Source organism: Gluconobacter vitians (assembly GCF_015244565.1).
Taxonomy (GTDB): Bacteria; Pseudomonadota; Alphaproteobacteria; order Acetobacterales; family Acetobacteraceae; genus Gluconobacter; species Gluconobacter vitians.
Genome location: NZ_JABCQG010000011.1, coordinates 35,131 through 59,821 on the forward strand (window position 1 = coordinate 35,131; position 24,691 = coordinate 59,821).

The 24,691-nt window shown below is 60.5% G+C and carries 23 protein-coding genes; 7 read left to right on the plus strand and 16 right to left on the minus strand.

What is annotated here, in order from left to right; all coding sequences use genetic code 11:
• Positions 1–15: 15 nt before the first annotated feature.
• The 6 genes from HKD24_RS09590 to HKD24_RS09615 are packed head-to-tail and all read right to left on the minus strand — an operon-like array spanning position 16 to position 5,827.
• A complete protein-coding gene (locus HKD24_RS09590) occupies positions 16–1,086 on the minus strand; it encodes a glycosyltransferase (RefSeq protein WP_194260098.1) in 1,071 nt (356 codons plus the stop codon).
• On the minus strand, positions 1,083–1,838 hold the full coding sequence (locus HKD24_RS09595; protein WP_194260099.1) for a nucleotidyltransferase family protein: 756 nt from the start codon (positions 1,836–1,838) through the stop codon (positions 1,083–1,085). Before HKD24_RS09595 ends, HKD24_RS09590 begins: the two co-directional genes overlap by 4 nt.
• On the minus strand, positions 1,835–2,650 hold the full coding sequence (locus HKD24_RS09600; protein WP_194260100.1) for a sterol desaturase family protein: 816 nt from the start codon (positions 2,648–2,650) through the stop codon (positions 1,835–1,837). The genes HKD24_RS09595 and HKD24_RS09600 overlap by 4 nt, the downstream gene beginning before the upstream one ends.
• Entirely contained in the window at positions 2,647–3,756 is a 1,110-nt protein-coding gene (locus HKD24_RS09605; protein ID WP_194260101.1) for an LptF/LptG family permease, read from the minus strand. The genes HKD24_RS09600 and HKD24_RS09605 overlap by 4 nt, the downstream gene beginning before the upstream one ends.
• Positions 3,753–4,907, minus strand: coding sequence for an LptF/LptG family permease (locus HKD24_RS09610; protein ID WP_194260102.1), 1,155 nt, complete (start codon positions 4,905–4,907; stop codon positions 3,753–3,755). Before HKD24_RS09610 ends, HKD24_RS09605 begins: the two co-directional genes overlap by 4 nt.
• Complete coding sequence (locus HKD24_RS09615; RefSeq protein ID WP_194260103.1) at positions 4,904–5,827, minus strand: metallophosphoesterase family protein; 924 nt, start codon at positions 5,825–5,827, stop codon at positions 4,904–4,906. Before HKD24_RS09615 ends, HKD24_RS09610 begins: the two co-directional genes overlap by 4 nt.
• Positions 5,828–5,969: 142 nt before the next feature.
• Here HKD24_RS09615 and HKD24_RS09620 point away from each other — a divergent pair, with 142 nt between their 5' ends.
• Positions 5,970–6,917 (plus strand): diacylglycerol/lipid kinase family protein, encoded by a 948-nt coding sequence (locus HKD24_RS09620; protein ID WP_194260104.1) that lies wholly within the window; start codon positions 5,970–5,972, stop codon positions 6,915–6,917.
• The gene (locus HKD24_RS09625) at positions 6,910–7,848 is read left to right on the plus strand and encodes a hypothetical protein (RefSeq protein WP_194260105.1); all 939 of its coding nucleotides are present in this window, start codon (positions 6,910–6,912) and stop codon (positions 7,846–7,848) included. The genes HKD24_RS09620 and HKD24_RS09625 overlap by 8 nt, the downstream gene beginning before the upstream one ends.
• A gap of 40 nt (positions 7,849–7,888) precedes the next feature.
• Here the strand turns inward: HKD24_RS09625 and spt are convergent, their stop codons facing one another.
• The 5 genes from spt to HKD24_RS09650 all read right to left on the minus strand — a co-directional run bounded on the left by spt (position 7,889) and on the right by HKD24_RS09650 (position 13,755).
• The gene (spt, locus tag HKD24_RS09630) at positions 7,889–9,082 is read right to left on the minus strand and encodes a serine palmitoyltransferase (RefSeq protein ID WP_194260106.1); all 1,194 of its coding nucleotides are present in this window, start codon (positions 9,080–9,082) and stop codon (positions 7,889–7,891) included.
• On the minus strand, positions 9,079–9,333 hold the full coding sequence (locus HKD24_RS09635; RefSeq protein ID WP_062509391.1) for an acyl carrier protein: 255 nt from the start codon (positions 9,331–9,333) through the stop codon (positions 9,079–9,081). The genes spt and HKD24_RS09635 overlap by 4 nt, the downstream gene beginning before the upstream one ends.
• A gap of 113 nt (positions 9,334–9,446) precedes the next feature.
• Positions 9,447–11,258 carry a fatty acyl-AMP ligase gene (locus tag HKD24_RS09640; RefSeq protein ID WP_194260107.1) on the minus strand — a complete coding sequence of 604 codons (1,812 nt, stop codon included), beginning with the start codon at positions 11,256–11,258 and terminating at the stop codon, positions 9,447–9,449.
• Complete coding sequence (locus tag HKD24_RS09645) at positions 11,258–12,388, minus strand: hypothetical protein (protein WP_062509173.1); 1,131 nt, start codon at positions 12,386–12,388, stop codon at positions 11,258–11,260. Before HKD24_RS09645 ends, HKD24_RS09640 begins: the two co-directional genes overlap by 1 nt.
• Complete coding sequence (locus tag HKD24_RS09650; protein ID WP_194260108.1) at positions 12,388–13,755, minus strand: lipopolysaccharide biosynthesis protein; 1,368 nt, start codon at positions 13,753–13,755, stop codon at positions 12,388–12,390. Before HKD24_RS09650 ends, HKD24_RS09645 begins: the two co-directional genes overlap by 1 nt.
• Positions 13,756–13,980: 225 nt before the next feature.
• Between HKD24_RS09650 and alr the strand changes: the two genes are divergently transcribed.
• On the plus strand, positions 13,981–15,084 hold the full coding sequence (alr, locus tag HKD24_RS09655; protein WP_194260109.1) for an alanine racemase: 1,104 nt from the start codon (positions 13,981–13,983) through the stop codon (positions 15,082–15,084).
• A 6-nt stretch (positions 15,085–15,090) separates the two neighbouring features.
• Here the strand turns inward: alr and HKD24_RS09660 are convergent, their stop codons facing one another.
• From HKD24_RS09660 to HKD24_RS15465, 3 genes are all read right to left on the minus strand, one after another.
• Positions 15,091–17,751, minus strand: a complete 2,661-nt coding sequence (locus HKD24_RS09660) for a hypothetical protein (protein ID WP_194260110.1) — start codon at positions 17,749–17,751, stop codon at positions 15,091–15,093.
• A gap of 153 nt (positions 17,752–17,904) precedes the next feature.
• On the minus strand, positions 17,905–18,492 hold the full coding sequence (locus HKD24_RS09665) for an HD domain-containing protein (protein WP_194260111.1): 588 nt from the start codon (positions 18,490–18,492) through the stop codon (positions 17,905–17,907).
• A gap of 49 nt (positions 18,493–18,541) precedes the next feature.
• Positions 18,542–18,667: a hypothetical protein gene (locus tag HKD24_RS15465; protein WP_264787796.1), complete on the minus strand. Its 126-nt coding sequence runs from the start codon at positions 18,665–18,667 to the stop codon at positions 18,542–18,544.
• A 207-nt stretch (positions 18,668–18,874) separates the two neighbouring features.
• Here HKD24_RS15465 and HKD24_RS09670 point away from each other — a divergent pair, with 207 nt between their 5' ends.
• The 3 genes from HKD24_RS09670 (at position 18,875) to HKD24_RS09680 (ending at position 21,771) form a co-directional block, all read left to right on the plus strand.
• Positions 18,875–19,093 (plus strand): hypothetical protein, encoded by a 219-nt coding sequence (locus HKD24_RS09670; protein WP_194260112.1) that lies wholly within the window; start codon positions 18,875–18,877, stop codon positions 19,091–19,093.
• Between the two features lie 147 nt (positions 19,094–19,240).
• Entirely contained in the window at positions 19,241–20,662 is a 1,422-nt protein-coding gene (gene cysG, locus HKD24_RS09675; RefSeq protein ID WP_194260113.1) for a siroheme synthase CysG, read from the plus strand.
• A gap of 152 nt (positions 20,663–20,814) precedes the next feature.
• Positions 20,815–21,771: a glutaminase gene (locus HKD24_RS09680; RefSeq protein WP_194260114.1), complete on the plus strand. Its 957-nt coding sequence runs from the start codon at positions 20,815–20,817 to the stop codon at positions 21,769–21,771.
• 3 nt (positions 21,772–21,774) lie between these two features.
• On the opposite strand, the gene HKD24_RS09685 is transcribed toward HKD24_RS09680, so the two are convergent.
• Positions 21,775–23,070 carry an Nramp family divalent metal transporter gene (locus HKD24_RS09685; RefSeq protein ID WP_228124310.1) on the minus strand — a complete coding sequence of 432 codons (1,296 nt, stop codon included), beginning with the start codon at positions 23,068–23,070 and terminating at the stop codon, positions 21,775–21,777.
• A gap of 225 nt (positions 23,071–23,295) precedes the next feature.
• Here HKD24_RS09685 and mntR point away from each other — a divergent pair, with 225 nt between their 5' ends.
• Positions 23,296–23,787, plus strand: coding sequence for a manganese-binding transcriptional regulator MntR (gene mntR, locus HKD24_RS09690; protein WP_194260116.1), 492 nt, complete (start codon positions 23,296–23,298; stop codon positions 23,785–23,787).
• 9 nt (positions 23,788–23,796) lie between these two features.
• Here the strand turns inward: mntR and HKD24_RS09695 are convergent, their stop codons facing one another.
• Positions 23,797–24,615, minus strand: coding sequence for a DeoR/GlpR family DNA-binding transcription regulator (locus HKD24_RS09695; protein WP_194260117.1), 819 nt, complete (start codon positions 24,613–24,615; stop codon positions 23,797–23,799).
• Positions 24,616–24,691 lie beyond the last annotated feature (76 nt).

Below are 24,691 nucleotides of genomic sequence, written 5' to 3' on the forward strand. Positions count from 1 at the left end.
ACGTATCCTAGGCGCTCAGAAGCCCGGGATACGATCCAGCACCGCATTGCCATGCCTGACGAACGCTTCAGGACCGAAGCGTTCCAGCACCCGTTTGCGGGAGCGTGCTCCCATCGCGGCAAGCTCTGCGGGTCTGCCGATCAGGTCTGCCAGAGCGGCGGCAAGAGCGGGGGCATTGTCGAACGGCACGATGCGTCCCGTCTCACCGTCGAGAATGCTCGATGCCAGTTCGCCTGCAGGGGTGGAGACAACCGGCAGACCGCAGGACATGGCTTCATGCCCTGCCACACACATGCCTTCCCAGTGCGATGACTGGACGTAAAGATGCAATGTCTTCAGGAAATCAAAGGGCTTTGATTCATAGCCCAGCAGGTCGATCGGCAGATTTCCAGCCGTGATGCGGGCCTGAAGCGCCGCATGTTCGGGACCATCGCCTGCAATCTGAAGGCGGAATGGCGGCAGGTCCGGATGATCTTTAAGAAGAGCCACGGCCTCGCATAGCATGTCATACGCCTTGACCGGGTTCAGGCGTCCCAGTGTTCCGACGCGCACGACTTCGCCTTCTTTCCACGATGCGGCGACAGGAGCATCCGGATCGGCCCGGAAAATGGGCCAGGCGACGAAATTGTCGCTGATGCCGAGTTCCTTGTCTGCAAAGGTGATGACGGACTGGGAGTCGGCAACCCAGAGCGTGGTGTAAGGCCGGCACAGGCGCAGCAGGAAGGCATTGACCTTCTTCAGACGTCCGCAGTGCTGCCAATGAACCGTTGGAGTCTTGTGACGCAGCGCGATCAGTTGCCCCAGAAGCGTGGCGCGGCTGAGAGACGTCCAGATCAGGTCCGGCTGGAACGCCTCCATCTCGTCCCGCAGCCAGCGATAGGCCGCGATGTGATCCCGCGTCGTGCCTTCCCGGACGCGCACGGGGATACCGGCGGCTTCGATCAGCGGAATGGCGAGGCCGTCCTTGCGGGCGAGTGCGAAGATCGTCACATCGCCGCCACGCGCCCGAAGAACCGACACGATGTCCGGAATGGGAAGCTGTGCACCGCCGCATTCAAGGGAATTGATGATGTAGGCGATTTTCATGGGGTCGTCTGCGCCAGGATTTTTTCGGCCAGTTTCAGGTCGGAAGGTTTGTCCACGTCCACTGCCGCACGTCCGTCCGACAGGGGCACCAGACGCACGCTGGCACCGGTCAGCTTATGGATGCGGCGACAGAGCGCTGTCGAATCCAGTGTATGGGTCACGGCGCGCAGAAGGGTTCCGAGGCCCAGCGTCATGGCCATCCGGAGCGGGCGCTTGCGGTTCTGCTGAAGCCGCTTCCACAACTCAATGACGTTCCGCCCCTTTGGGGTGCTGATGAGAAACAGGTTGCAGCCGGAAAAGCTCATATCCGACAGCCGGATATAGGTCCGCTTCGTACCGGGCACGTCGCGTTCGACCGTGGAGCGCAGTGCGACACCGGCGGCCAGATCGCAGCCCTGGGCCTTGGCCAGAAACTCCTGAATCCATTCCGGACGCAGAAGCGCGTGATCGGCTGTCGTCACCAGACAAGGCATTCCAATCCGGGCAATGGCTTCGGCCACGCTCTCGCTGGGAGAGGGGGCGGAGCGCAGGATCGTGGCGTCACCTGCCAGATCCCTGATGCAGTCCGGATTTTCGATGCTGATCGTCACAGGCCCAAGGCCGGGCGTGTGGGCAATTGTGTCGAGGACGCGGGCCAGCATGGGCTGACTGGCGACGGGAAGAAGCGCCTTGTGGGAAACCTGCCCCAGCTTCGCAAGCACATCATTCTCGCCGTCGCGGGAGCCGGCGAGAACCAGAACGGGGAGGCTCATGCCGCGCGGTTATGCCCGGAAGCCGTGCGGGCTGCAGCCGGACGTGCGCCGTCGGGACGGTCCTTCGGAGGCGACCCCGTCAGATCCATGACCCACGGATAGCGATGCGCTTCCTCGATGTCATAGCCGAGATTGAAGACATGCTTGCTGCGGGGCCGGTCACGGGCCTCGCGGTAGAAACTGCTGAACAGACGGTCCGGGACGTAATTCGTGATGCCGTAATTGCCGTCTTCATCGTGGAAATGGTGCAGGACGTGAAGCTGCTTGATGTCCGCCACCCATTTCCAGCGCGGCTTGTAGGCCAGATGCTGGATGCAGTGGAAGAACTCGTAGATGCAGGTCATGACTAGCGCGGTGGAAAGCGCACAGAACGCACCGCTCCATCCTGCAATCAGGCCACCGATCGGCATTGTGATGATCGCCATGGTCGGCACCGTGTTCAGCGGGGAGCCGAACAGCACGTCCAGCAGATGCGGGTCCTGATGATGGTCGAAATGGATGCGCTTCCACAGGGAAGCGGTCCAGTGGTTGCGGTACAGCCAGCGCCCGTGAAGGATAAAGCGGTGGATCGCATACCAGGCCAGCGGATAGACCACGATCACGACGGGAACGGGAATGAGCGTCGCCCAGAGCGCGGTCGAGAAATGCAGGGCGGCCCAGGCGGACACTGCGATCAGCGCGAAATAGAGCAGGATCGTCGGATAGGTCAGATAGGCGAACCACAGCTGCGGGAGGTTCATCTTTCCCAGATCGAAGCTGCGGCCTGTCCGGATGGCGGACATGTTGCGCCATGGTGCCTTGAAGTTGCTCATCGTTCCTCCATCCGCAGAAGCCAGGTCAGCCCCATAAGGGCGCCCAGCAGCGGGCCTACACTGACAGCCAGGGGCGCCGGAAGCGTCCCGGCATTTCCAAGTGCGGAAATCATTCCCTGCAGGATGACAAAGCCCATTCCGGCTGCAAGAACATAGACCGGGAGCGGGTTTCGAAGTCCTGCACGAGGTGGGATATAGATCACCGGCAGCGTCAATAGAAGCATTACTGCAATCTGAACGGGCAAAATCATGCCCGTGAACAGCGCCATACGGTATGTGGCCCTCGGCAGACTTGCCGGTGCGCCTTTGTGAAGAATGGCGCTGATCTGGGCGGGTGTTACGAATGCTCCGTTCTGCGACAGCGTCATGATGATCGACGGTGTGGCGGGAATAACGAAAGTGTTGTCACCCTTTGTCACATTGACGAACGACTTGTCGTCGGAAAGGGAAAGATCCTGCGCGCCATCAGGATGCCACTGACCGTTCTGGTACGTCAGGATATTCGTATGCTCGGTCCCGGTCAGCAGGCCCGTGGCGTCACGGTGATAGATCGTCACGTCCCGCAGGAAATAGCCGCCCTGGGCGATCTGCCCGATCCGGACCAGCGTGGGACCCGCGCGAAACCACAGGATGTCGTCTTCGGGCTGCCCTTCCTTTCCGGCCAGCGGGTCGGTCCGGTTCCACCAGGTGGTGAGGGCATTTTCGCAGGGTGGGACCAGCCAGTACTGGGCACAGGCGCCCCCGATCCCCGCAATCAAAACGGCGGGTATGAGCAGGCGGTACAGCGCCGGCGTTGACAGTCCGGCCGCCCGCAGCGCCGAGATTTCGCTCGACAGCGTCATCTGGGTGAGGAGGAACAGTGCCCCGACCATGAAGGCGAGTGGCAGGATGTCGATGCTCAGGGCCGGCAGATGCAGGAACGCGAATGTCAGGATACCGCGCACGCCAAGATGCCGGTTCAGGATCGGAGTCGTCTTTTCGAGAAGCGCCAGGATCTCCAGCAGGGAGACGAGGACGGCGCCGCAGAGCATGAACCGTCCCAGAAGGGCACGGTTGAGCGCCTTGATCAGCACAAACCGGGGCATACGATGCGTGGACTCGGTCATGCCGGTGCCCGTGTCAGCTTGCGGCGGCGCCAGGAGCCGCGGGAGCGACGGAGCAGGGCCGCCAGACAGCCGATGCAGAATATGAGTTCCGGCACCCAGATCGCCAGCCAGATCGGAAGGCGGCCGGTCGAGGCAAGGCTGTGACCGAACATCAGGGTCTGGTCGAAGCCGATCAGGATGACGGCAACCGCAATCAGGCCCCAGACGGATTTTTTACGCCGGGAGCCGATGGCCAGAGCAACGGCAAGAGGCGGAATGAAGGGGATGGCCAGTGCGCGGGCCATGCGGAAATCCATCTCTGCCCGGAGCGTGCGGTATTCGATGCCAGGCAGGCCATAGCGCAGATCATGCGCCAGTTCGAACTGCGTCAACTCACGCTCGTCGGCGCCGCGTGAGCGGAAAGTCGTTTCCCTGGTCGGCCGGTCGATGACGCGGACGACATGTTCGAAATGAGTCACGGTCGGCTTGTGGGGTTTGGTCGCCTGGAACGGATCATCCACGATTTCCCCGTTCCACAGGTCGAGGCGGGTGCTGCGGGTCTTTTCGGAGATGGTCAGCGCCCCGGTGCGGGCCGTAATGATATGGGCGACACCATTCGCATTGACTTCACGGATGAACACACGCCTGAGCCGGGTGCCGGCGTGGCTGACACTGTCCGCTGTCATGACGGCCTTGCTGGAAGTGGATGCGAACATCCCGGCCTGAAGATGCGGCGCCCAGCCCGTATGCTCGGCAAAATAGAAGCCCGCGCGATAGTCATAGCGCGCGACCGGCTGGATATAGCCGTAGAGGAACATGCTGGCCGCGCTGAGGAGCAGCCCGACGATCATGAACGGTCGGCTGATCCGCATCAGGGAGACGCGACCGGCCTGAAGGGCATCAATCTCATTATTGTCGCTCATGCCGCGAATGGTCAGGAAAACCGAAATGCAGAGTGCGGCAGGCAGCGCGATACCGAAATAATGGGGCAGCAGATCCGTCAGAAGCGCGATGCAGGTTCCAAGTGAACTGCCTGCCGAAGCCAGATAGTCAAAGAGGGACAGCAGGCGTTCCAGCAGCAGGGCGACCAGCATGGCCAGAAGCGCGATCGCGAAGGGGGGCACCATCTGTGTCAGCAGATACCGGTCCAGAATATGGGCCCGCTGTTTCACGCCTCTGTCCTTCCTGCCCGCTTCCACGACGCCCGTTCGCTGACGGAACCATCGAGCCGGTGACGTGCCAGATTGATCGTCCAGCCCTTTTCATATGGGTGGATGGACAGATGATTCCAGCAGGCCTGCCGATGCGGGCGTTCATCGGTCAGCGATGCGGACGCCACGCCGAGCAGTGGAATGTCTGTTCCGGCGATATGGGTCAGGGTCGCATCATGGGAGTGTCCATGCAGGACGATCTCCGCTCCCGCCCGCTGGAACACCCCGGCGACTTCCCGGTGATCGAGCAGGGACTTGCGCCACGGGACGAGGCCGCGCTTTGGCGGATGATGGATCATCACGACCCGGCACAGTCCTTCTTTCCCGAGACGCTCGAGCAGGGCTTCCAGCCGGTCACGCTGCCGGCGTCCGACACGCCCGCAGGCCATGAAGGGTGCGGTCGGAATACCGGAATTGACGCCTATGATCGCAACGCCGTTCTGGATGCGGACGTAAGGGTACTGCCGGGCAGACCAGCGTTCCCACTGGTGCAGGCCGGCCGATGCCGGCTGCCGGACCATGCAGTCATGATTGCCGGGAATAACAAGGGCAGGCGCGGGCAGGGCATCCAGCCAGCGGGCTGCTTCCGCGAATTCGTCCGGCGTTCCGAAATTGGTCAAGTCCCCGCTGACGAGGATGGTATCGACATTCGAGCGTCCGATATCCTTCACCAGCGCTGCGCAGGTCTGCGCAAGATGGACGTACTGGCGATGCTTCTTCCAGGACAGGAGACTCAGGGCGCGCTTGTTGAGCGCCTCGCGCCAGTAAACCGGGGGCGGGGGCAGATGCGGGTCCGAAATATGGGCCAGTGTGACAGCGGGCGTGGGGACAGGGGACGTGTGCCGCGACGAGATGGGATCTGCGGGCAGGTCAGGGGTCATGATCAGAAAAGGGCCTTGTCAGTATCCACGCCAGGAATAGGTGTCCGGACGAGGATCCGGGCCGCCCTGTTCTGGCAGTTCCATCATAGCCGTGCTAGACCCGCCCGCATAGCCGAACGCCAGATGAAGATTGCCTCACCCAGTGCGCATTGCCTTGATCCATAATGCCCGTAGCCGGAAAAATCGCCGGGACGGTTCCAGTTTTGCTGTCGAGGCCCAGGCCCTTCTGGGAAAGGATTTCGTTCCTTCGGATAGTCGTGAAGGCACGACGGAGCATGTCCGGCAGCTTTACGAGCGCGGGATCGACACCATTCTCATCGATGGCGGGGACGGGACGGTCAGCACCGCACTGACCGCCATCGCGCGTGCCTATCCGGCCGACAGGTTTCCGGACATCGTGGTCCTGGCGTCTGGCAATACCAACCTGATCGCGGGTGACGTTGGTTTTGGCCTGCGTGGCATGGAAGCGATCCAGCGTCTGCGTCAGGGCGGGCTCCGCTCCAGTATGCGCACACCGATCCGTCTGTCCTGGCCGGGAACGGACCGTATGCCGGTGCTTGGCCTGTTCGGCGGCTGTGCGGGATATGCAAGAGCCGTGCGGATCGCACATTCTCCCACCGTCCTGCGGTTTGCCCCCCATGATCTGGCTGTCGGCATCACGTTGCTGTCCACATTCGTCAGCCTCATGTTCCGCAAAAGCCGTGAAGACTGGCTCAGGGGCGATCCGCTGCGGATCGAGACCGGCGGCCATGTCTATGACGGCCAGAGCTTCATGTTCCTGACGACCGGACTGTCGCGCCTGTCGCGTGGCATCTGGCCGTTCTGGGATGCCGAGCCCAATGTCGAGGGACTGCGTTATCTTGATGTCAGTGCCTGGCCGGACAGTCTGCTGCGGGCGACGGCGGCCCTTCTATGCGGTCGCGCACCCCGCTGGCTGCGCCGTCATCCCGATTACGTCAGTGGTCGTACGGATGACATGACGCTGGTCACGGAAAGCGATTTCGTACTCGACGGCGAGGTCTTTACGGCAGCACCTGGTGGAGTCCTGCGTCTGGAACGTGCTCCCGGCTTCAGGTTTCTCCATGCCTGATGCGCTCGAACAGCGTCTGATCGGTGAATTGACAACGCCGGTCGACTCTGGTGTCGCCGCCTTTGCCGAAGCGCTGGCCCGCGCCTGTCCTGTTCTGCCGCTGGGCATCCTGTTTTATGGTTCGATGCTGCGGAAAGCCGATCCGGACGGCATTCTCGACTTCTATATCGTCACTGAAAACGCCGAAGGTTTTTCAGGCGGGCTGGTGGCCCGGACCGGCAATCTCGTTCTGCCCCCCAATGTCCGCTACGCCGAATTCCGCCACGGTCACCGTACTCTGAGAGCCAAGATTGCGGTATTGTCACGTGCGCAGTTTGCCGCCCGAACCGGGCTCGGGGCCTTGGATACGACAATCTGGGCGCGATTCTGCCAGCCGGCGCGGCTGGTCTGGGTGCGCGATCCGGAAAGTGCGGATGCTGTCCTGTCACTGATCGCAGCCTGCGTCACAACGGCATCATGCTGGGCGGCGCTGCTGGGTCAGCCATCCATGACGGCGGACGATTTCTGGAAAATCCTCTTTGCGCACACCTATGCCTCTGAACTCCGCGTGGAGAAAAAGGGGCGGGGAAGCAGTATTCTGGAAGGGCAGGAAGCGCGTTACGCAGCCATGCTGCCTCTGGGCTGGGCACGGGCACATCTGCAGTTTGCGGCACGTGGCGATATGCTGGAACCTGTTATCAGTGCAGCGCTCCGCAAAAAGGCAATCCGCCGCTGGGCTCTGATCCAGAAATCAGGTCGCCCTCGCAATGTAGCCAGACTTATGAAAGGGGCCTTCACTTTTGAAAATGGCGCATCCTATCTGGCCTGGAAGATAAAGCGCCATACGGGCTTTGATATGCAGCTATCGCCCTTTGAAAGCAGGCATCCGCTTGTGATGCTGCCCCGGCTTCTGTGGCGGGCACGCCATCTTCTGAAACGTCAGAAAAACTGAAAACAAAAAAGAGGATCCATCGGATCCCCTTTTTTTGGTCTTACAGTCCGAAATGTCTGGCGACTTCGCCAAAGACCGCAACAGCACGGTCGATTTCTTCAGGAGAATGCGCAGCCATAACCGAGCAGCGCAGAAGCGGACGGTTATCCGGCGTTGCTGGCGGCAGCGAGAGGTTTACGTAAACCCCGTTTTCCAGAAGGGCGTTCCAGAACCCGACAGCCTGGTCCACGGTCTCCAGCGTTACGGCGACGACCGGGGAGACATGCTCGCCTGTCTTAAGGCCAACTTTCTGAAGTCCGGCATGCAGACGGGCCGCATTGTCCTGAAGCTTGATCCGCAGTTCAGGACGCTCCTGCATGTCCTCGAGGGCTGCCATGGTGGCGGCAATGATCTCGGGGGGAAGGGAGGCCGTGAACATGTAAGGCCGCGAGCACAGACGCATCAGGTCCACGCCGTCATGATCCGTGACGCAGTAGCCGCCAACGGTTCCAAGCGACTTGGAGAACGTGCCGACCACGAAGTCGATCCCGTCCTCACAACCCTGCATTTCCGCAACGCCGCGACCATGATCCCCCAGAACACCAAATGAATGGGCCTCGTCAGCCATCAGATACGCACCGTGGCGCGTCTTGATGTCCACGAACTTGTCCAGCGGGGCAACATTGCCTGTCATGGAATAGATGCCTTCGGCCACGATCAATTTGGCGCCCGGATGGTCCTTCAGGCGTGCCAGACGCTTTTCCAGATCGACCGGATCATTGTGGCGGAAGCGGATGACCTGCGCGCCGGACAGCTTGGCGCCATCATAGATGCTGGCATGGCTGTCAGCATCGAGCAGCAGGACGTCGTCCTTGTTCACCAGTGCCGAGATCGTGCCCAGATTGGCCTGATAGCCGGTGGAGAACACCATGCAGTGCTTGCGGCGGAAGAACTCGGCAAGCTTTGCTTCCAGCTTGCGATGGAGACCGAAGGTACCGTTCGCAATGCGGGAGCCTGTCGTGCCAACGCCCATCGTCTCCGCCGTTTCCACGGCTGCTTCGATGGCTTTCTTCGACTGGCTGAGACCAAGATAATTGTTGGTCCCGAACAGAAGCGTCTCGCGGCCTTCGATGATCCCGACACTGGCGGAGATCGGGCGTTCGATCACGACTTCAAACGGATTGCGCGGCGACGCGGCCGTCAGGCCTTCATAGGCTTCGCGCAGGCCTGCGTGCTTGGCAAAAATATCTGTCACGCGTGGGCAACCTTGAGCGTGTGCAGGCATGCGGCAAGGTCATTGATGGTCCGGATGTCCGCAAGCTTGTCGAGCGGCACGGAAACGTCGAGTTCGTCCTCGATTTCCATGACGAAGTTCATGACGGCCAGGCTGTCAAAGGCCAGGTCTTCGACAATCTTGCTGTTGCCGTCGATGTCCCGGGGAACCTTCGGGTTGGCAAGCAGTTTTTCAATGATCATTCCGGAAATGCCGGCGACGCTGTCAGTCATGGACTTCAACTCTCGGTGTCTGTGCAATCTTGGGCAAGCCTTATGCTCCAAACCGGCCCCGTTCGCCACCCCTCTGCCTGTTCTGGCAGCCGGATGGCGCGGCCGGAAAGAGATCAGGCGACCGAAGGCGTGGTTTCGGGCTGCTGTTCGAACTGACCGGAGAGCAGCATGCTTTTGGCCTTCGCACGGGTCAGCTTGCCAGAGGACGTCTGGGGGAGCGTGCGGGGCGGAACGAGAATGACGTCAACATCCACACCATGTTGGCGGCGGAACAGACTCGTGACTTCGTCGCGGAGTTGGTCACGGCTCGCATCTTCCGTTGCACGGCACTGCACGAGCGCGACGATTTTCTCGCCTTCATCGCTATCCACGGAGAAGACGGCAACGTCACGCGATCGCAGGGACGGGATCTCGCTTTCGGCGGACCATTCCAGATCCTGCGGCCAGATGTTGCGACCGTTGATGATGATGAGGTCCTTGGCGCGGCCGGTGACAACAATCTGGCCGTTGAGGTGATAGCCAAGATCGCCCGTGTTCAGCCAGCCATCCGCATCGAGGACGGCCTCGGTCTCGTCAGGGCGACGGAAATAGCCGCACATGAGACTCGGTCCGCGGACATAAACAGTTCCGACCTGTCGGTCTGCCAGATCGCGGCCCGTTGCATCGCGGACTTCGATCTGGTGATCGGGGAGGGCCTCACCACACAGGACGAAAGTCCGCAGCGGATGGGACGGATCGTTGGACGGCTCTGCAATGCCGTCCTTCTCAAGACGGCGCAGGTCGATCGTATCGGTCTGGATGCCGGTATCGAGCGGAGCAAAGCTGATCGCGAGGGTGGCTTCCGCCATGCCATAACTGGCGACGAAAGCGCTGGCCCGGAAGCCGTTTGATGCGAAACGCTCGGCAAAGCCTTCAAGGATATGGTGGCGGATCATGTCGCCGCCGATGCCGGCAATACGCCAGCACGACAGGTCAAGATCGGCCTGACCGCTGCGGCGGGCGCAGAGTTCGTAGCCGAAGGACGGGCTGTAGGCGATCGTGCCGCGGTTGCGGGAAATCAGGTCCAGCCAGACATGCGGACGCCGCGCAAACTCGCGGGTCGGCAGCAGGTCCACGGAGAGCTGGCAGGTCAGCGGTGTGAGGAAGAAGCCGACGAGGCCCATGTCATGATAGAGCGGCAGCCAGGAGACGCAGCGGTCATCGCGCGGATCTTCCGCCGGGTGAACATGCAGGCCGTCTCGGGCGATGGCGCGGGCATTGGCCATGCCGGCCGCCTGCGTGACCGAGACACCCATTGGAAAGCGCGTGCTTCCTGAGGAGAACTGAAGGTAGGACAGGGCCGTCGGAGAAATTTCCGGCAGTTCAACGCGGGCTTCGGCGTGACGGTACAGGTCGGCCGGCGATCCGCCGAACACCAGATCAAGTCCGTCAATGATCTCGCCGGTCCAGCTTCCGATCACGTCCGGAACCACGACAGCACGCGCTGTAGCGCTCTGGATCATCCCGCGCAGGGTTGCCACGTAGCCTTCACGTCCACCGAACGCGACGGGCAGAGGCAGAGGAGCGGGGACGAGGCCAGCGTACTGGCAGCCGAAGAAAATCCGGGCGAAATCGCCATCGCTTTCCGCAACGATCGCAACACGGTCACCAGGGACAAGGCCAAGACCCAGCAGGCGGCAGGCCATGGAGCGGGCCTGCTCGCGCAGCAGACGGTAAGGCAGCGCTTCAAGAAGCTGTCCCCGTCCGGAATAGATGTTGAATCCGCTCTCACCCTGCGCCGCGTAATCGAGTGCGGCAGCAAAGCTGGGGAAATCACCGTAACGTCTTTCCAGGCCGGAACGGCTGGGCGTCGGGACGGGATTGGCGGTTGGGTTCTGGTTGGCCTCGGTCAAACCTGGACTAGCTCCGTTTGGATTACCTGACATCAGGCAGCCCTTTTCAGAAAATCGACGATTGCGTCCGCCGCAGCGGGAGCAGTGGGCTCATCACCCAGTGTTTCGAATGTCTCTAATACATATTGGCGCTGCGCCTCAAGAAAACGAGGATGCGTTTCGAAGGCATTCTCGATCTTAGCGCCCAGATCCGACACGTTTTCCGTCACCGGTCCCAGTGTCCAGAACTGATAATCCGGATTTCCATGCCATTTGACATGGTGGGCGTTGAGGAAGAGACAAGGCCGCGGGCGGATCATGAATTCGGCCACCTGACTGCTGACATCACCCAGATAGAGGTCTGCCCCCATCGTATAGGTCATGTCGATGCTGCGATGGCTTCCCGGATCAATCAGCATGTGCGGCAGATGCCCATACTGGCGCTTCAGGGCTTCCCCCTCTTCACGGTGATTGTCGAAGAGACGGAAATGTGGCGCGAAAACAAGGTTGTAGCGGTCCTGCCTGGCAAAGAAATCCAGGATCTGATGTCCCATTTCCGGCCAGGATGACAGGCGTCGCAGGAAATGCGGGTTATACAGGATCGTCGGCCGGTTGTTGTTAAACAGTTTCGGCCGTTTCGCATCCATGCGCCGTACGAGATCGAACTTGGCGTAGGTGCCACGGTGATAGGCGCCCGGACGGATGATGCCCTTTTCCAGCATGCGCTGCTCCACTTTGCGGCCTGGAACCAGCAGGAAATCGAATTTCCCGAGATGCCGGGCAAATCCGATTGCCCGGTCACCGGCGCCATGTCCGGTCCAGATCATTTTCGGACGGCGCACACCCATGCGGCGAAGCTGCAGGGACGTTGCTTCCGGGACGATGATCGAATTGAAGTTCCGAAAATAGCGACGGGATGCAAAAAGCCCGATCAGGCGGTCCACGACCCGCAGACCATGCTGCTCGATGCGGCGACGCAGCTTCGCGGAAATCGGGAGCAGATCGAACTGCACCCGTGCTTCCGGATAGAGCGTGGCCAGCGAACGCGCCAGTTCAAGATGGCTTACGGTCAGGCAGGAGACGTGAACTGCAACATCCGGATGGCGCGCGGAGACTTCCAGCGCGATCGGCAGCGCGTGCAGGGTCTGGTGACGCTGGCCGATGAGTGGGAACGCAACTTTCATCATGCCACGGCCCCTTCAGGAGCGCGGATCGTCCGAACCACGAGCACAAGCTGGATCGTGATGAGAAGCGTCACGCCACATAATGTGGCAGGCCCAACGCCACTCAGCCCGTAGTGACGCACCATCAGCACGAGGGCCGGCAGGAAGAACAGGCATTCGAGGATGCGTGCACCGATTGCAGCGCCCGACCGGTTGGTCGTGAACAGCAGTGGCTCGAGCGGCAGGCCCCAGACCGTGACCACTTCGGCCGCCAGCAGCCATAATGTGACCGGCAGAGCCTCCGTTGCGCCCTTGTGGCCGATATAGAGCTGAAGAAGCGGCTGTCCGGCAAACAGGGTCAGCAGGAGAAGCCCGGTTCCGATGCCGCCGGCCATCAGGGCAATCTGGCCCGTAAGACGATAAAGCCGGTTCATGGCCCGGTCGCGCCACAGGCGGGCCATTTCGGGATAGACGGTCGTCTGGATCAGGGTTGCAGGCTTTGCAATTCCTGCCGCGATCTGGCTGGCAATGCGATAATATCCGGCACTGGTCGGACCGACGAATGCACCCACAACAAGCGTTCCGATATGGCCAAAGGCCAGTGCGAGCGTTGAATTGAGATTCGTGTTCAGCGCAAAGCGCCAGATCCCGGGGTAGGTGCGGAAGAACTGTCCGTTCAGGATATCAGGGACGATGCCGCGCATTTCCTGAAAAAGGCCGCGGATCAGGTCACGGCGATACATCTCGCGGGTCGCCATGAAGAAGAGCGTGCCCCAGGCCGCGATTTCTGCGGCGATCCATACGCTGGCCAGCGCGGCAACCGAAGCCCAGCCCAGAGCCATTGAGGCCGTGCCAACCACACGGACGATCGTGGCAACCGTTCCCTGCACGGCAAGGAGGTCGTAACGGTCAAAAACCCGCAGGAGCCCGGTCGCGGTGGCGGACGCCATGAACAGGATGGAAACGCAGTAAATGACACCGATGACATGGATCTGCGGCGGCCAGCCCAGCAGATTCATGGCCAGAAGACTGATGACGACACCACCGCCAAAACCCAGCAGACCGCCGAAGCTGTCCAGCAGAAGACTGAAAGATACGATTTTTTGGAAACTGCGGCGATCACCCTGCGTTAAGGGGCGCAGTCCAAAATGCAGGACCGTCTGCCATGACTGGAAATCGACAATATCGCCCATCGTCCGCGCGAAAGCGTACATCATCGCAACGAGTCCGAAGCTGTAACTTCCCAGCAGATGGGTCGCCATCCAGATATGGACGAGACTCAGCGGCGCATTGACTGCACGTCCTCCGAGAAGGACGCCCAGATTGCTCATGACACGCTGAACCCCGCCCGTTCGGGCGGTCTGGGAAGACGATGAATCGTCTGACATCAATTTATGGAAACTTTCGTGACAGTCTTGCCGTTAACTCTGTTCGGCACCAGAAATAGGCATTTCCCCGGAAATCTGAACTCACTTTTTGTGACTGAAGATTGCGCTTGCCTGCAACACATCATCCAGTATTGCGCAAAACCGCCGTTCTGAAAAGAAAGCATGACCGTTGCGTGATATCACAGGGATGCCATAAGGAAGCATCGCAGTCTTACGGACAGCCCTATGCATATCTTTTTTCAGGACGCCGCATCAGCTCGGGCCGGAGCCTGGATGACCGTCAGCCTCCGGGCCATTGCAGAAAATTATGATCTTGTCGCCGGACTGGCTCCGGAAGCGGAATGCGCGGCCGTCGTCAAGGCTGACGCCTACGGACTGGGAGCGGAGCAGGTGGCTCCCGTGCTCGCTGCGAGGGGCGCGAAAACATTCTTCGTGGCACATCTAGATGAAGGCATCGCTTTGAGAGCCGTGCTGCCGGATGTCCGCATTTTCGTCCTGCATGGTTTCATGCCCGGCTGCGAAGGCAGCATGCAGGCGCGTGGCCTCATCCCCGTTCTCAACGATCCTGATCAGGTCCGGAGCTGGAAACGGTTCTGCACGAAGAACGAACAGGCATTTCCGGCAGCGCTTCAGTTCGATACGGGAATGTCCCGTTTCGGGCTGAGCTCGGCTGATTTGCAGGATCGCGCGGTCTTTGAGGGCCTGAACCTGCAACTGGTAATGAGCCATCTGGCCTGTGCTGATGAGCCTGACAATCCGGCCAATGACGTGCAGCGGCAACGCTTTGTGGATATGGCAGCCCAGTTCCCGGGCATTCCCCGTTCCCTTTCTGCCTCATCCGGCATTTTTCTGGGGCCGGAGTATCATTTCGAGCTCATCCGGCCGGGGGCGGCGCTTTACGGAATTGCACCCTCAGAAGGCAACCGGATGCTCCGCCCGGTCGTCTGCCTTGATGCGCGGATCGTTCAGATCCGGACCGTGGAGGCCGGGGACCGCGTTGGATATGGCCTGAGCTGGGCCGCCACGAAGCCGACACGGGTCGCCACGCTTGGTCTTGGTTATGCCGACGGATTCTTCCGGGCGCAGGAGGGGCGGGGAGCGGTCTGGCATGACCGGACACGGCTTCCGGTTATCGGGCGTGTCTCGATGGACAGCATTTCTGTCGATCTGACCGAGGCTCCTGCCGATCTTGAGGCCGGGGACGTGCTGTCGGTGCTGGGAAGCGCGCAGGATGTTGATGCACTGGCGCGGTCAGCGGGGACGATCGGCTATGAGGTGCTGACGTCTCTGGGGAGCCGTTTCCATCGTGTTTATGTCCCGGCAGCCTGACGCGTCTCAGACCGATTTGCGGATCGAAAGCGAGATGGTCCGCCCGAGCGGGTCCAGAAAGGCTGGTTCGTAGCCGGCCGGAGTAATACCAGAGCCATTGCGGGCGCGGATACGGCTGTTAAAGAGATTACTGACCGAGACCATGACGCGAAAGTTCTTCGCCCAGGGGCGGTTCCGCCAGCGTGGAATTTCCCCCAGATCGGCAAAGCCCGTCATATCCACGGTCGCAAGATCACTGAAAAACAGGCTGTTGGCGTGCGTACTGGCCAGGGTGGACGTTCCGGACTGCCATTTGGTGACCAGGCGGAAGCCGAACCCGTTCTTGAAGACGCCGCCCTGAAGCTCGACTTCGTGCCGCGGTTGGCCGCCCGTTCCACCAATAGTGCCGCCGTTCAGCAGATCAATTGGCGGCAGACCAGCACGCAGTTGCACGGTGTCTTTCAGGCGCCAGACCTGCGTCAGGACAATATAGTACCGTCCACCAGTGCCATGTTTTCCGCCCCTGCCGGAAGGCTTTTTTCCCAGTGGGCGCGAAAAAGAGAACGTCGCGTTCCACTCATTACGCTTTTCCATGAGCGCATTGACCGGCCGGATATCAACAACATCCAGAATCCCGTCCGAATTGCGCTGATAGCGGTCGGGGAAGGCTTCCTCAATCGCGGCAGTCGCGGTTGGCAAGCTTATGACCGGATTGTGGTTGCGGTCCCGCACATAATTGACATGCAGCCGTGCACCTTCGAGAAAATCCGGGGAAATGATCGTCCCGATGCTGATTTCGTGCCGGTCCGCTGCCCGAATGTTCCTGTTGCCGCCCGAGATGGTCGTCACCTGCACCGAGCGTCCGGTGACGTAATCATAGGTCGTGACATTGGGCGTCTCGATCTGCGGGGCGATCAGATCCGTGGCTGCGGGTGCCTCGGTGCGGTCGGTGACGGAGAACGGGAACTGGACCCATGACACGGGCTCCCATGTCACGCCGCCGCCAATTGTTCCCAGCGTTCCGAAATGCGACACCTGACTGACGGCGCCGTTGATGTTTGCATCGAGCTTGCCCAGAAACGACAGGACGTGTTTGCGCGCATTGGCAATGGGAATATCGCCGTTGATCTGCAGCGTACCGACATCGCGGCTGATATGGCTCCGCTGCAGTTTGCCCTGGCTGAGCGACGTCGCATTCTGCTCGGTAATGGTGCCGGTCGGGGCGATGCTGGTCGAGACATCACCGGCAGGCAGGGAAAAAACCGAACCCGATAGCAGCCCCGTGATCTTGCCGGTCGTGCCGGCGGTGTGTCCGTGATTGACCAGACGGTTGTTCAGCCAGCTCCGGTCTACGGCCGAGAACGGATCGAAGGTCGTCATGCCCTTGGTCAGCGCCGTCTGGGCATCTGTCAGGTCAAGTCCGGTCTGGCTGTTGGTTGTTGTGGTGGAGCGGTCGAAACTTCCGGTGCTGTTCCATTTCCAGTTTCCGACATCGCCGTTGAAATTTACCCCGGCATGAACCGCATCTGTATGGGATGTCTGCTGGAGTGCGGAGACATTCGTATAATCCCGGTACAGCAATGTGTCCTGCGAGAAGGGCGAATACAGGCTGGTGGAAGGAAGTGTAAGGATGCCCCGTGCCGGGCCCTGAAGGCTTTCGGAATTGCTGTGGGTGTAGCTGGCGTTGAAGGAGGCCGCGACCGTTTTGAAGATCTGGTCCGCATAGACGCCGTTCAGACGCAGTTCATGCGTTCTGGGTTGAAGGCTGTAATCTGACGCATTCGAACTGACATGCGGCGCATTGGCGTAGGCTGTGAAATCCTGAAGGGTCGGGATCTGTCCTGCTGCGAGTACGGGAACGCCGGCCGAAGTCACGCTTTGCCCCACAAGTGTATCCAACGCCGGATCAAGACTTCCTCCGTCGGCGGATGCGATGTTGCCCGCATTGGAATAGAGACTGCTGGCGGAAGGCGGGGTCACGCCGCGGTCACTGTCGAGCAGACGGGCCTGTGCTTCATAGCGGGCACTCAGATTGATCCGACGATCCCCGGAGAGCTTTGTGAAACTGGCGCCAAGAACACCGTCATCGCCGCCACCATCCGTGGATGTGCTGCCATAGGCCCGCATCCGGACGGCGCGGAAGTGCTTGACGGTAATGATGTTCACCACGCGCTCATCAGCAGGATAGCCGTAACGCAGGGCTTCTTCCTCGGTAAAGATCTCGACGCGGGCGACGGCCTCGAACGGCAGATCGTTGACTTCCTGCATCCCCGAGATGCGCTTGCCGTTCAGAAGCACGACCGGCGTATTTCCCGTCGCGCCGCGTCCCGAGCGTGTTTCCGGGGCAATGGCCGTCAGGAGATCGGCGGCGGTATCGACGCCGTAAGAGCGGATTTCGTCAGCCTGGATCTGCATGATCGGCTTGGCGTCACCCAGCACGGCTCCGGCCGGCTTGTGGGCTTTGACGACGATCTTTTCGCCGCCGTTTACTGATGTCGTGGACGTGGTGACAGTTGTCGCATTGTGCTGCGTGGCGGCTGGTGCGGTGGTAGCACCGGGTGTGGTCTGTGCAAGTGCGGACGCAGCAGGAAACAGGCTGCCAAGACTCCAGAGGAGGCTGAGAGCCGGATGCAGCATGGGACGTGTCAGAGTGGGGACGACTTGAATTTTCAGGTCATGATCTGACATGCGCTCTTTTGCGTCTTCCTGCATTGCGTGCGGGCCCGGTCGTCCGCAGCAAGTGCAGAATGTCACGAACCTGTAAGGATATCGTGGCAAGGAAAGGCCATTTACAGCTGTTTCTGGCGGATTTTCTTCCGTCTGTCGAGACTAAAGGCGCCTCTAGCTGGTCACTATGTTCCGGCTGCGCATCATATTTCGGCGGGTTTCCTCGTCCAGAATTTCGCGGATGCGACGGGTCAGTTCCGTGGCGTCTGTATATTTGCGGCCATAGGTCAGATTGAACGTATGGTCGAAATCATCCGGGTTGAGGCCGGCATTATGCTGGCTGATCGTCTCGATCTTGTCGAAAGCCTTGGCGAGACGGGCTTCGGGAGACGCCGCATTCTCGTATTCGTCCCACATCGCCAGGAATTCCGCCTGCAGATCATCGGGCAGGGGAGCCATGATCGTCAGCAAGTCTTCGCGTTCCTGCGCCGCCTTATTGGCCGAAGCCTGAAGCGAAATGGCGGGGACGTCGCCATGGATGGCTTCGCCCAGATCGTGGAGGATGCAGATTTTCAGCAGTTTCAGAAGGTCGATGCCTTCAAGCTGGTCGGCGAAAGTCATGACCAGTAGGCAGAGCGCCCAGGTATGCTCGGCCGTACTCTCGGTCTGGCCACCATGGGTATAGGTCCGTCTGAGAATATCCTTGAGGCGGGAGGCTTCCCGGAGAAAATCGAGGCGCTTTTCAAGATCGCCTTTTGTCATGCAGTGGGTCCTGTCTGTGACGGTGCGCGTTACGGCCGTTGCGGGAGATTTATCCGACAAGCGCATACAGGACTTCATATCCCACAAAGACGGCAACGGCCAGAAGCACGAGCAGAACAAGAAATCCGGGCCCGTTCTGAAGGGATTTCAGCATTTTGACTATCAACGCGGGCATGAGACATGTTCCGTAAAAAGAAGTTTGATCCACAAGCGCCAGTCAACGGGATCCCTGTTCATTCATAATCCTAGCATTTCCATCAGCCTTTCTGTTGGAATTTCTTTGCAAAATTCTGTGCTGTCATCCTCTGTTACGTTCTCTCCTTGAGAACACCATATTTGGCCCTGCATCTTAGAGCCTGAAATATTTTCGGTGGAGCTGTTCATGAAGAAGATTGTTGCCCTGGTTCTCGGAGCCGGCCTTTCCCTGTCGCTTGCAGCCTGTGACGGCCCTTATGATGGACGCCGTGACGGCGGACACCATCATCATCGCCACGACGACCGGGGTTATGGCGGTCAGAATATGGGTGGTCCTGGCATGAACGGTGGAGGCATGAACGGGCAGGGCATGAATGGCGGTCCGGGACGTCAGGGCGGCTGGTAACAGCCCCTGCCGGGACGCGCCCGTTCAAAGGGCGCGTCCTGACTCTGATGGGAGTGGGGCGGTCCGGATTTGACGTTCAGGCCTGACTGCCGCTGAATGCAGTTCTGCACTCTGCCAGGCCCCTCTCATCCGGACATCCACACCTCGATGACTGCACCGCGCTCGCCTTCCAGCCCGGACTCTTCTCCGGAGACAGGCTGGTTTCCCATTTCCATCCGGCTTTCCGGTGCTCGCGTCCTGCTGGTGGGTGGAGGAGAAATTGCGCTCAACAAAGGGCGTCTTCTGCTTGATCACGGTGCGCGGATCGATGTTCTGGCCGAGCAACTGCATCCGGTCGTTCAGGGATGGGTTGAGGCAGGTCTGGTTCACCATATTGGCGGCCGGGCGGATGAGCACACCCTGCGGACCTGTCTGCCGGGTTGCCGACTGGTTTACGCTGCGACGGATAGCCGGGACACCAACCGGCAGGTGGCAGCCATTGCCGATGAACTGAACATTCCCGTCTGCGCAGTGGATGATCCCCAGCCTTCAAGCTTTATCACACCCGCGCAGGTGCGCCGGGGCGGGGTGAGGGTGGCTGTTTCTACAGGCGGGGCCGCCCCGGTCCTTGCCCGTCATATGCGCGAACAGATCGAAACACTTCTGCCGGAAGGCACGGGTCGTCTGGCTGCTTATATGCAATCGCGGCGCGCGCTGGTGTCAGGACGCTATCCCGAGGTTCAGGACCGCAAGCGCATCTGGGAAGATTTTCTCGATGGCCCCGGCGCGGAAGTCGCGCGATCCGGTGACGAGAGCCGGGCCGATGCGTATCTGCAGGCGCTTCTGGACGCGCCCCGCAAAACGGGAGAAGTCTGGCTTGTCGGGGCGGGGCCCGGTGATCCGGACCTTCTGACGCTCAAGGCGCTGCGTCTGATGCAGAATGCTGATTCCGTTCTCTACGACAACCTGCTCTCGCCAGCCCTGCTGGATATGGTCCGCCGTGATGCTGAACTCGTCTTTGTCGGCAAGCAGCGGGACCGTCATGCCCTGCCGCAGGATGAGATCAACCGTGAAATGATCCGTCGCGCGCAGGCTGGCGAGCGTGTTCTGCGGCTCAAGGGGGGCGATCCGTTCATCTTCGGTCGTGGCGGTGAGGAAATCGAGGCGCTGGTTGAGGCCGGTGTTGCCTTTCGTCTGGTGCCGGGCATTTCAGCAGCCAATGGATGCGCTGCGTGCTCCGGTATTCCCCTGACGCATCGTGACTGCGCGCAGGCCTGCCTGTTCGTGACCGGCCATGCGAAGGCGGATGGCGTGCTGGACCTGCCATGGGACGATATGGCTGACCGCCGTCAGACCGTCGTAATCTATATGGGTATCTCGACCCTGCCGCAGCTTGCCGCCGGGCTGATGGGCAAAGGACTGCCCGCAGACTGGCCGGTGGCAATCGTCGAGCGTGGAACACAGCCGGGTCAGCGTGTCTTCACCGGAACGCTGGAGACGATTGCCGGACAGGCCGCCGAGGCGCAGGTGAAGTCACCCGCACTGGTGATCGTCGGGAAGGTGGTCCGGCACCGTGTGATCTCACCGTGACCTGACGTGTTCTGCATGGCAGGAAGACCGGCTCTCTCAGCCATGCTTTCAGTGCATATCCCTCTTTACGTTCCCGCGGGTTGCCCGCATGCGTCCGGGCCTGTGAAACTCCTGCTCTTTCAGTCACATCGCGATCCAATCACCGAGGTCCCATGACCACACTTGCGTCCATTATCGTCTCGATTGCAGAGGAAATGCGCACGGCCTCCGAACGTGGGGCCGTCGCCAATTACATTCCTCCGCTTGCCCGGGTGGATCTGGACCGGTTTGGCATGGCAGTTGTCGGCATGGACGGGGCGACCCATACAGTCGGGGATGCGGAAGTCCCATTCTCGGTCCAGAGCGTCTCCAAGGTGTTCAGCCTGAGTATGGCGCTCAATACGATGGGTGAAGAACTATGGGGCCGGGTGCGTCAGGAGCCTTCGGGCAGCGCCTTCAATTCCATCGTCCAGCTCGAAAACGAGCATGGCATTCCGCGCAATCCGTTCATCAATGCGGGCGCCATCGTTATCGCTGATATTCTGGTCTCACGTTATGGCCGCGAGAACGCCCAGACGCGCCTGCTGGAGTTCCTACGTCCGCTTGTGAGTGATCCTGCTTCAATCGACATCGACACGGACGTCGCCCGTCAGGAGCGCGCAACCGGTTTTCGCAACATGGCGCTTGCAAACTACATGCGGACCTTCGGCAATATCCGCAACGTGGTCGAGGACACGCTGGATTTCTATTTCTATCAATGCGCGCTGACCATGAGCTGCCACCAGCTGGCGCAGGTCGGGACCTATCTGATGACGGGCGGCCGTAATCCGCTTACGGGCGAACGCGTCATGTCCGAGCGCAATGCCCAGACGATCCTCGCGCTGATGATGATGTGCGGCCATTATGATGGCTCAGGCGCTTTCGCCATCCGCGTGGGCCTGCCTGGAAAATCCGGCGTGGGCGGAGGTATTCTGGCGGTCGCGCCGGGTGTTGCGTCCATTGCTGTGTGGTCGCCGGGGCTGAATGCGAAGGGTAACTCCCTGCTGGGGACACGCGCGCTGGAACGGCTTGTGCAGCATACGGGTTGGTCGGTTTTCCGGGCCAACCCGTGGGTCGCCAACCCGACCTGACGCTCAGCCTGCCAGCGTGTCGTAAAGCAGCTTGAAGTTCAGCAGCAGGATCAGTCCCGCCACGAACCATGACAGGACACGGACGGGTGCGGAAATCACAAACTCGCCCATCGTTCTGCGATCCGAGACGAACATGACCAGCGGGATGACGGCAAATGGCAGTTGCAGCGACAGGATAACCTGGCTGGCCATCAGCAGATCGCCCACGCCCCGGTTGCCATAGATCAGCGTGACGATTGCGACGGGCACGATGGCCAGTCCGCGGGTCAGAAGCCGTCTGGCCCAGTGCGGGATGCGGAGGTGCAGGAAGCCCTCCATGATGATCTGCCCGGCCAGCGTGCCGGTGATCGTCGAGTTCGTGCCTGCCGCCAGAAGGGCCAGCGCGAAGAGCGTGGAGGCCATGCCCAGCCCGAGGATCGGGGAGAGCAGCCTGTAGGCATCCTGGATTTCCGCGACGTCCTGATGGCCGGAAGTGTGGAATGCCGCTGCCGCCACGATCAGGATGGCCGCATTGATAAATAGTGCCAGCGTCAGGGCAATCGTGCTGTCCCAGGTCGTCCAGCGGATCGCATCACGGCGGCCAGCCGGCGTGCGTTCATAGGCGCGGGTCTGTACGATCGAGGAATGCAGATACAGGTTATGCGGCATGACGGTCGCGCCGATGATGCCGATGGCGACATAGAGCATTCCCGGCGTCGTCACGATCTTCGGATCAGGGAGGAGCCCGGCCAGAACGCTGTGCACGGGGGGGGCTGCAGCGACGAGCTGGATGCCGAAACACAGCGCGATAATGCCTAAAAGCGCGATCACGAAGGCTTCCAGATACCGGAAGCCCCGGTTCATCAGCAGCAGGACGATCAGCGCATCCAGAATGGAGAGCAGCGCGCCGCCCAGAAGAGGCAGTCCGAACAGAAGCTGAAGCGCGACCGCCGTGCCGATCACTTCCGCCAGATCACAGGCGATGATGGCCAGTTCACAGGCCAGCCACAGTACGATGTTCACTCGCGGCGAAAAATGATCCCGGCACGCCTGTGCCAGATCACGTCCCGTCGCAATCCCGAGGCGGGCGGAAAGCGCTTGAAGCAGGATCGCCATCAGGTTCGACAGCATGATGACGCAGAGCAGCGTATAGCCGTAGCGCGAGCCGCCCTGCAGGTCCGTGGCCCAGTTGCCCGGGTCCATATACCCGACCGACACCATGAAGCCCGGCCCGACAAAGGCCAGAAAGCGTCTGATCCAGGACGCATCAGCCCCCGGCACATGAATGCTGGAGAAGGCATCGGGCAGACTTTGCCGCATATCCGGGGACGTCCGGGACTCCACGGGTGGAGTGCTGGGAGTGGTGGAATCTGACATCAGGAAAACATCCAATCCCATCCATGGTGAATATTCAATATGCTATATTGATGAGCATGTTGAAAAAGACGCGATCTGGAAAAACGTGATCATTCGGACTGGCGGAAAATGCAGGAATGTTTTATTCCGCCGCGAATATTGTTTTCCCTATGGAGGCACAGGACGGGAATGGACCGGAAAAGACGTCTGAAAAATGCGGCGCCCAAAGAGACGCTGCCTGATGTCGAAACCCATTCCGAAGGCTTCCGTGCCAATCGGGCGGCGCGACGCAATGTGCTGGTCGAAGACTATGTGGAGCTGATTTCGGACCTGCTGTCAGAAGGGCAGGAGGCCCGGCAGGTGGATATTGCCGGGCGTCTGGGCGTCTCACAGCCGACAGTAGCGAAGATGCTGGCTCGTCTTGCGACAGAAGGGTATGTCACGCAGAAGCCTTATCGGGGCGTTTTCCTGACACCGGCCGGTCAGGATATGGCCGACAGGGCGCGACACCGGCACCGGATCGTGGAGGCATTTCTGCTCGCGCTGGGCGTGAGCGAGGAAAATGCCCGCGTTGATGCCGAAGGTGTGGAGCACTATGTCGGGAGCGAAACCCTGAACCTGTTCGAAAAAGCGATCGAGGGCGGACTGAAACAGTTCATGCAGGCGTTACACAACGCCTGACCCCGGGATTCAGGTGCAGATTTCGAGCTTCACGTCGTCCTGTATCAGCGCCTTGGCGATGGATGGTTTGAGTTGCGAGTCTGTCAGGACGCGGTCGAATTCCGTCAGTGATGCCAGACGGTGCAGACCGCCCTTGCGGAACTTCGTGCTGTCCACCAGCAGAACGCACTGATCCGCGATATCCATCATGGCCCGCTTGACCTTCACAACGTCCTGATCGTTCTGGAACGCGGTGGCGTTGTGGATGATGGATGTCGAGAGGAACATCATGTTCGCCCGCAGCGACTGCGCCGCCTGTTCGCAGACCAGACCGAAGAAGGCATTGCGCGGCGGGTTGTAGTCGCCGCCAAGGCAGATCAGCTTCAGGTTGGGATAGGGCGAGAGCGCCTGAATTACCCCAACGGCATTCGTGATGATCGTCAGCGGTGCGAGGGTAGGCAACAGGGGCAGCATTGCCGCGACGGTGGTGGAGTCATCCAGAACCAGAACCTGTTCGGGCTGGATCAGCGAGATGGCCCGCTGGATGATGGCGTCCTTGAGATCCGTGGCGCGCGAGCGGCGGAAATTGACGGTTTTCTGCGTCGTAACCTTGTTGCGCAGAACGATGCTGCCATGCAGCTTGTCGATCAGGCCCTGCTGGACCAGCGCATGCGCATCGCGATGGATCGTCATGCGGCTGACATCGAAACGCTCGGCCAGACCTTCGATCGTCGCACTGCCAGTTTCGAGAAGAACGTCGAGGATCTGTTTCTGGCGGGCCGTATTATCCCGCCGCTTTGAACCCTGCGGTGCGGCGGTAGCGACTACGGAGCCCGAACCATCAGTCATGTCTCAAATCGATTCCTGAGCCTGAATACAAACAGATAAATGTAAAATCGCATCCATCATAACAGGCCAGGGGCCG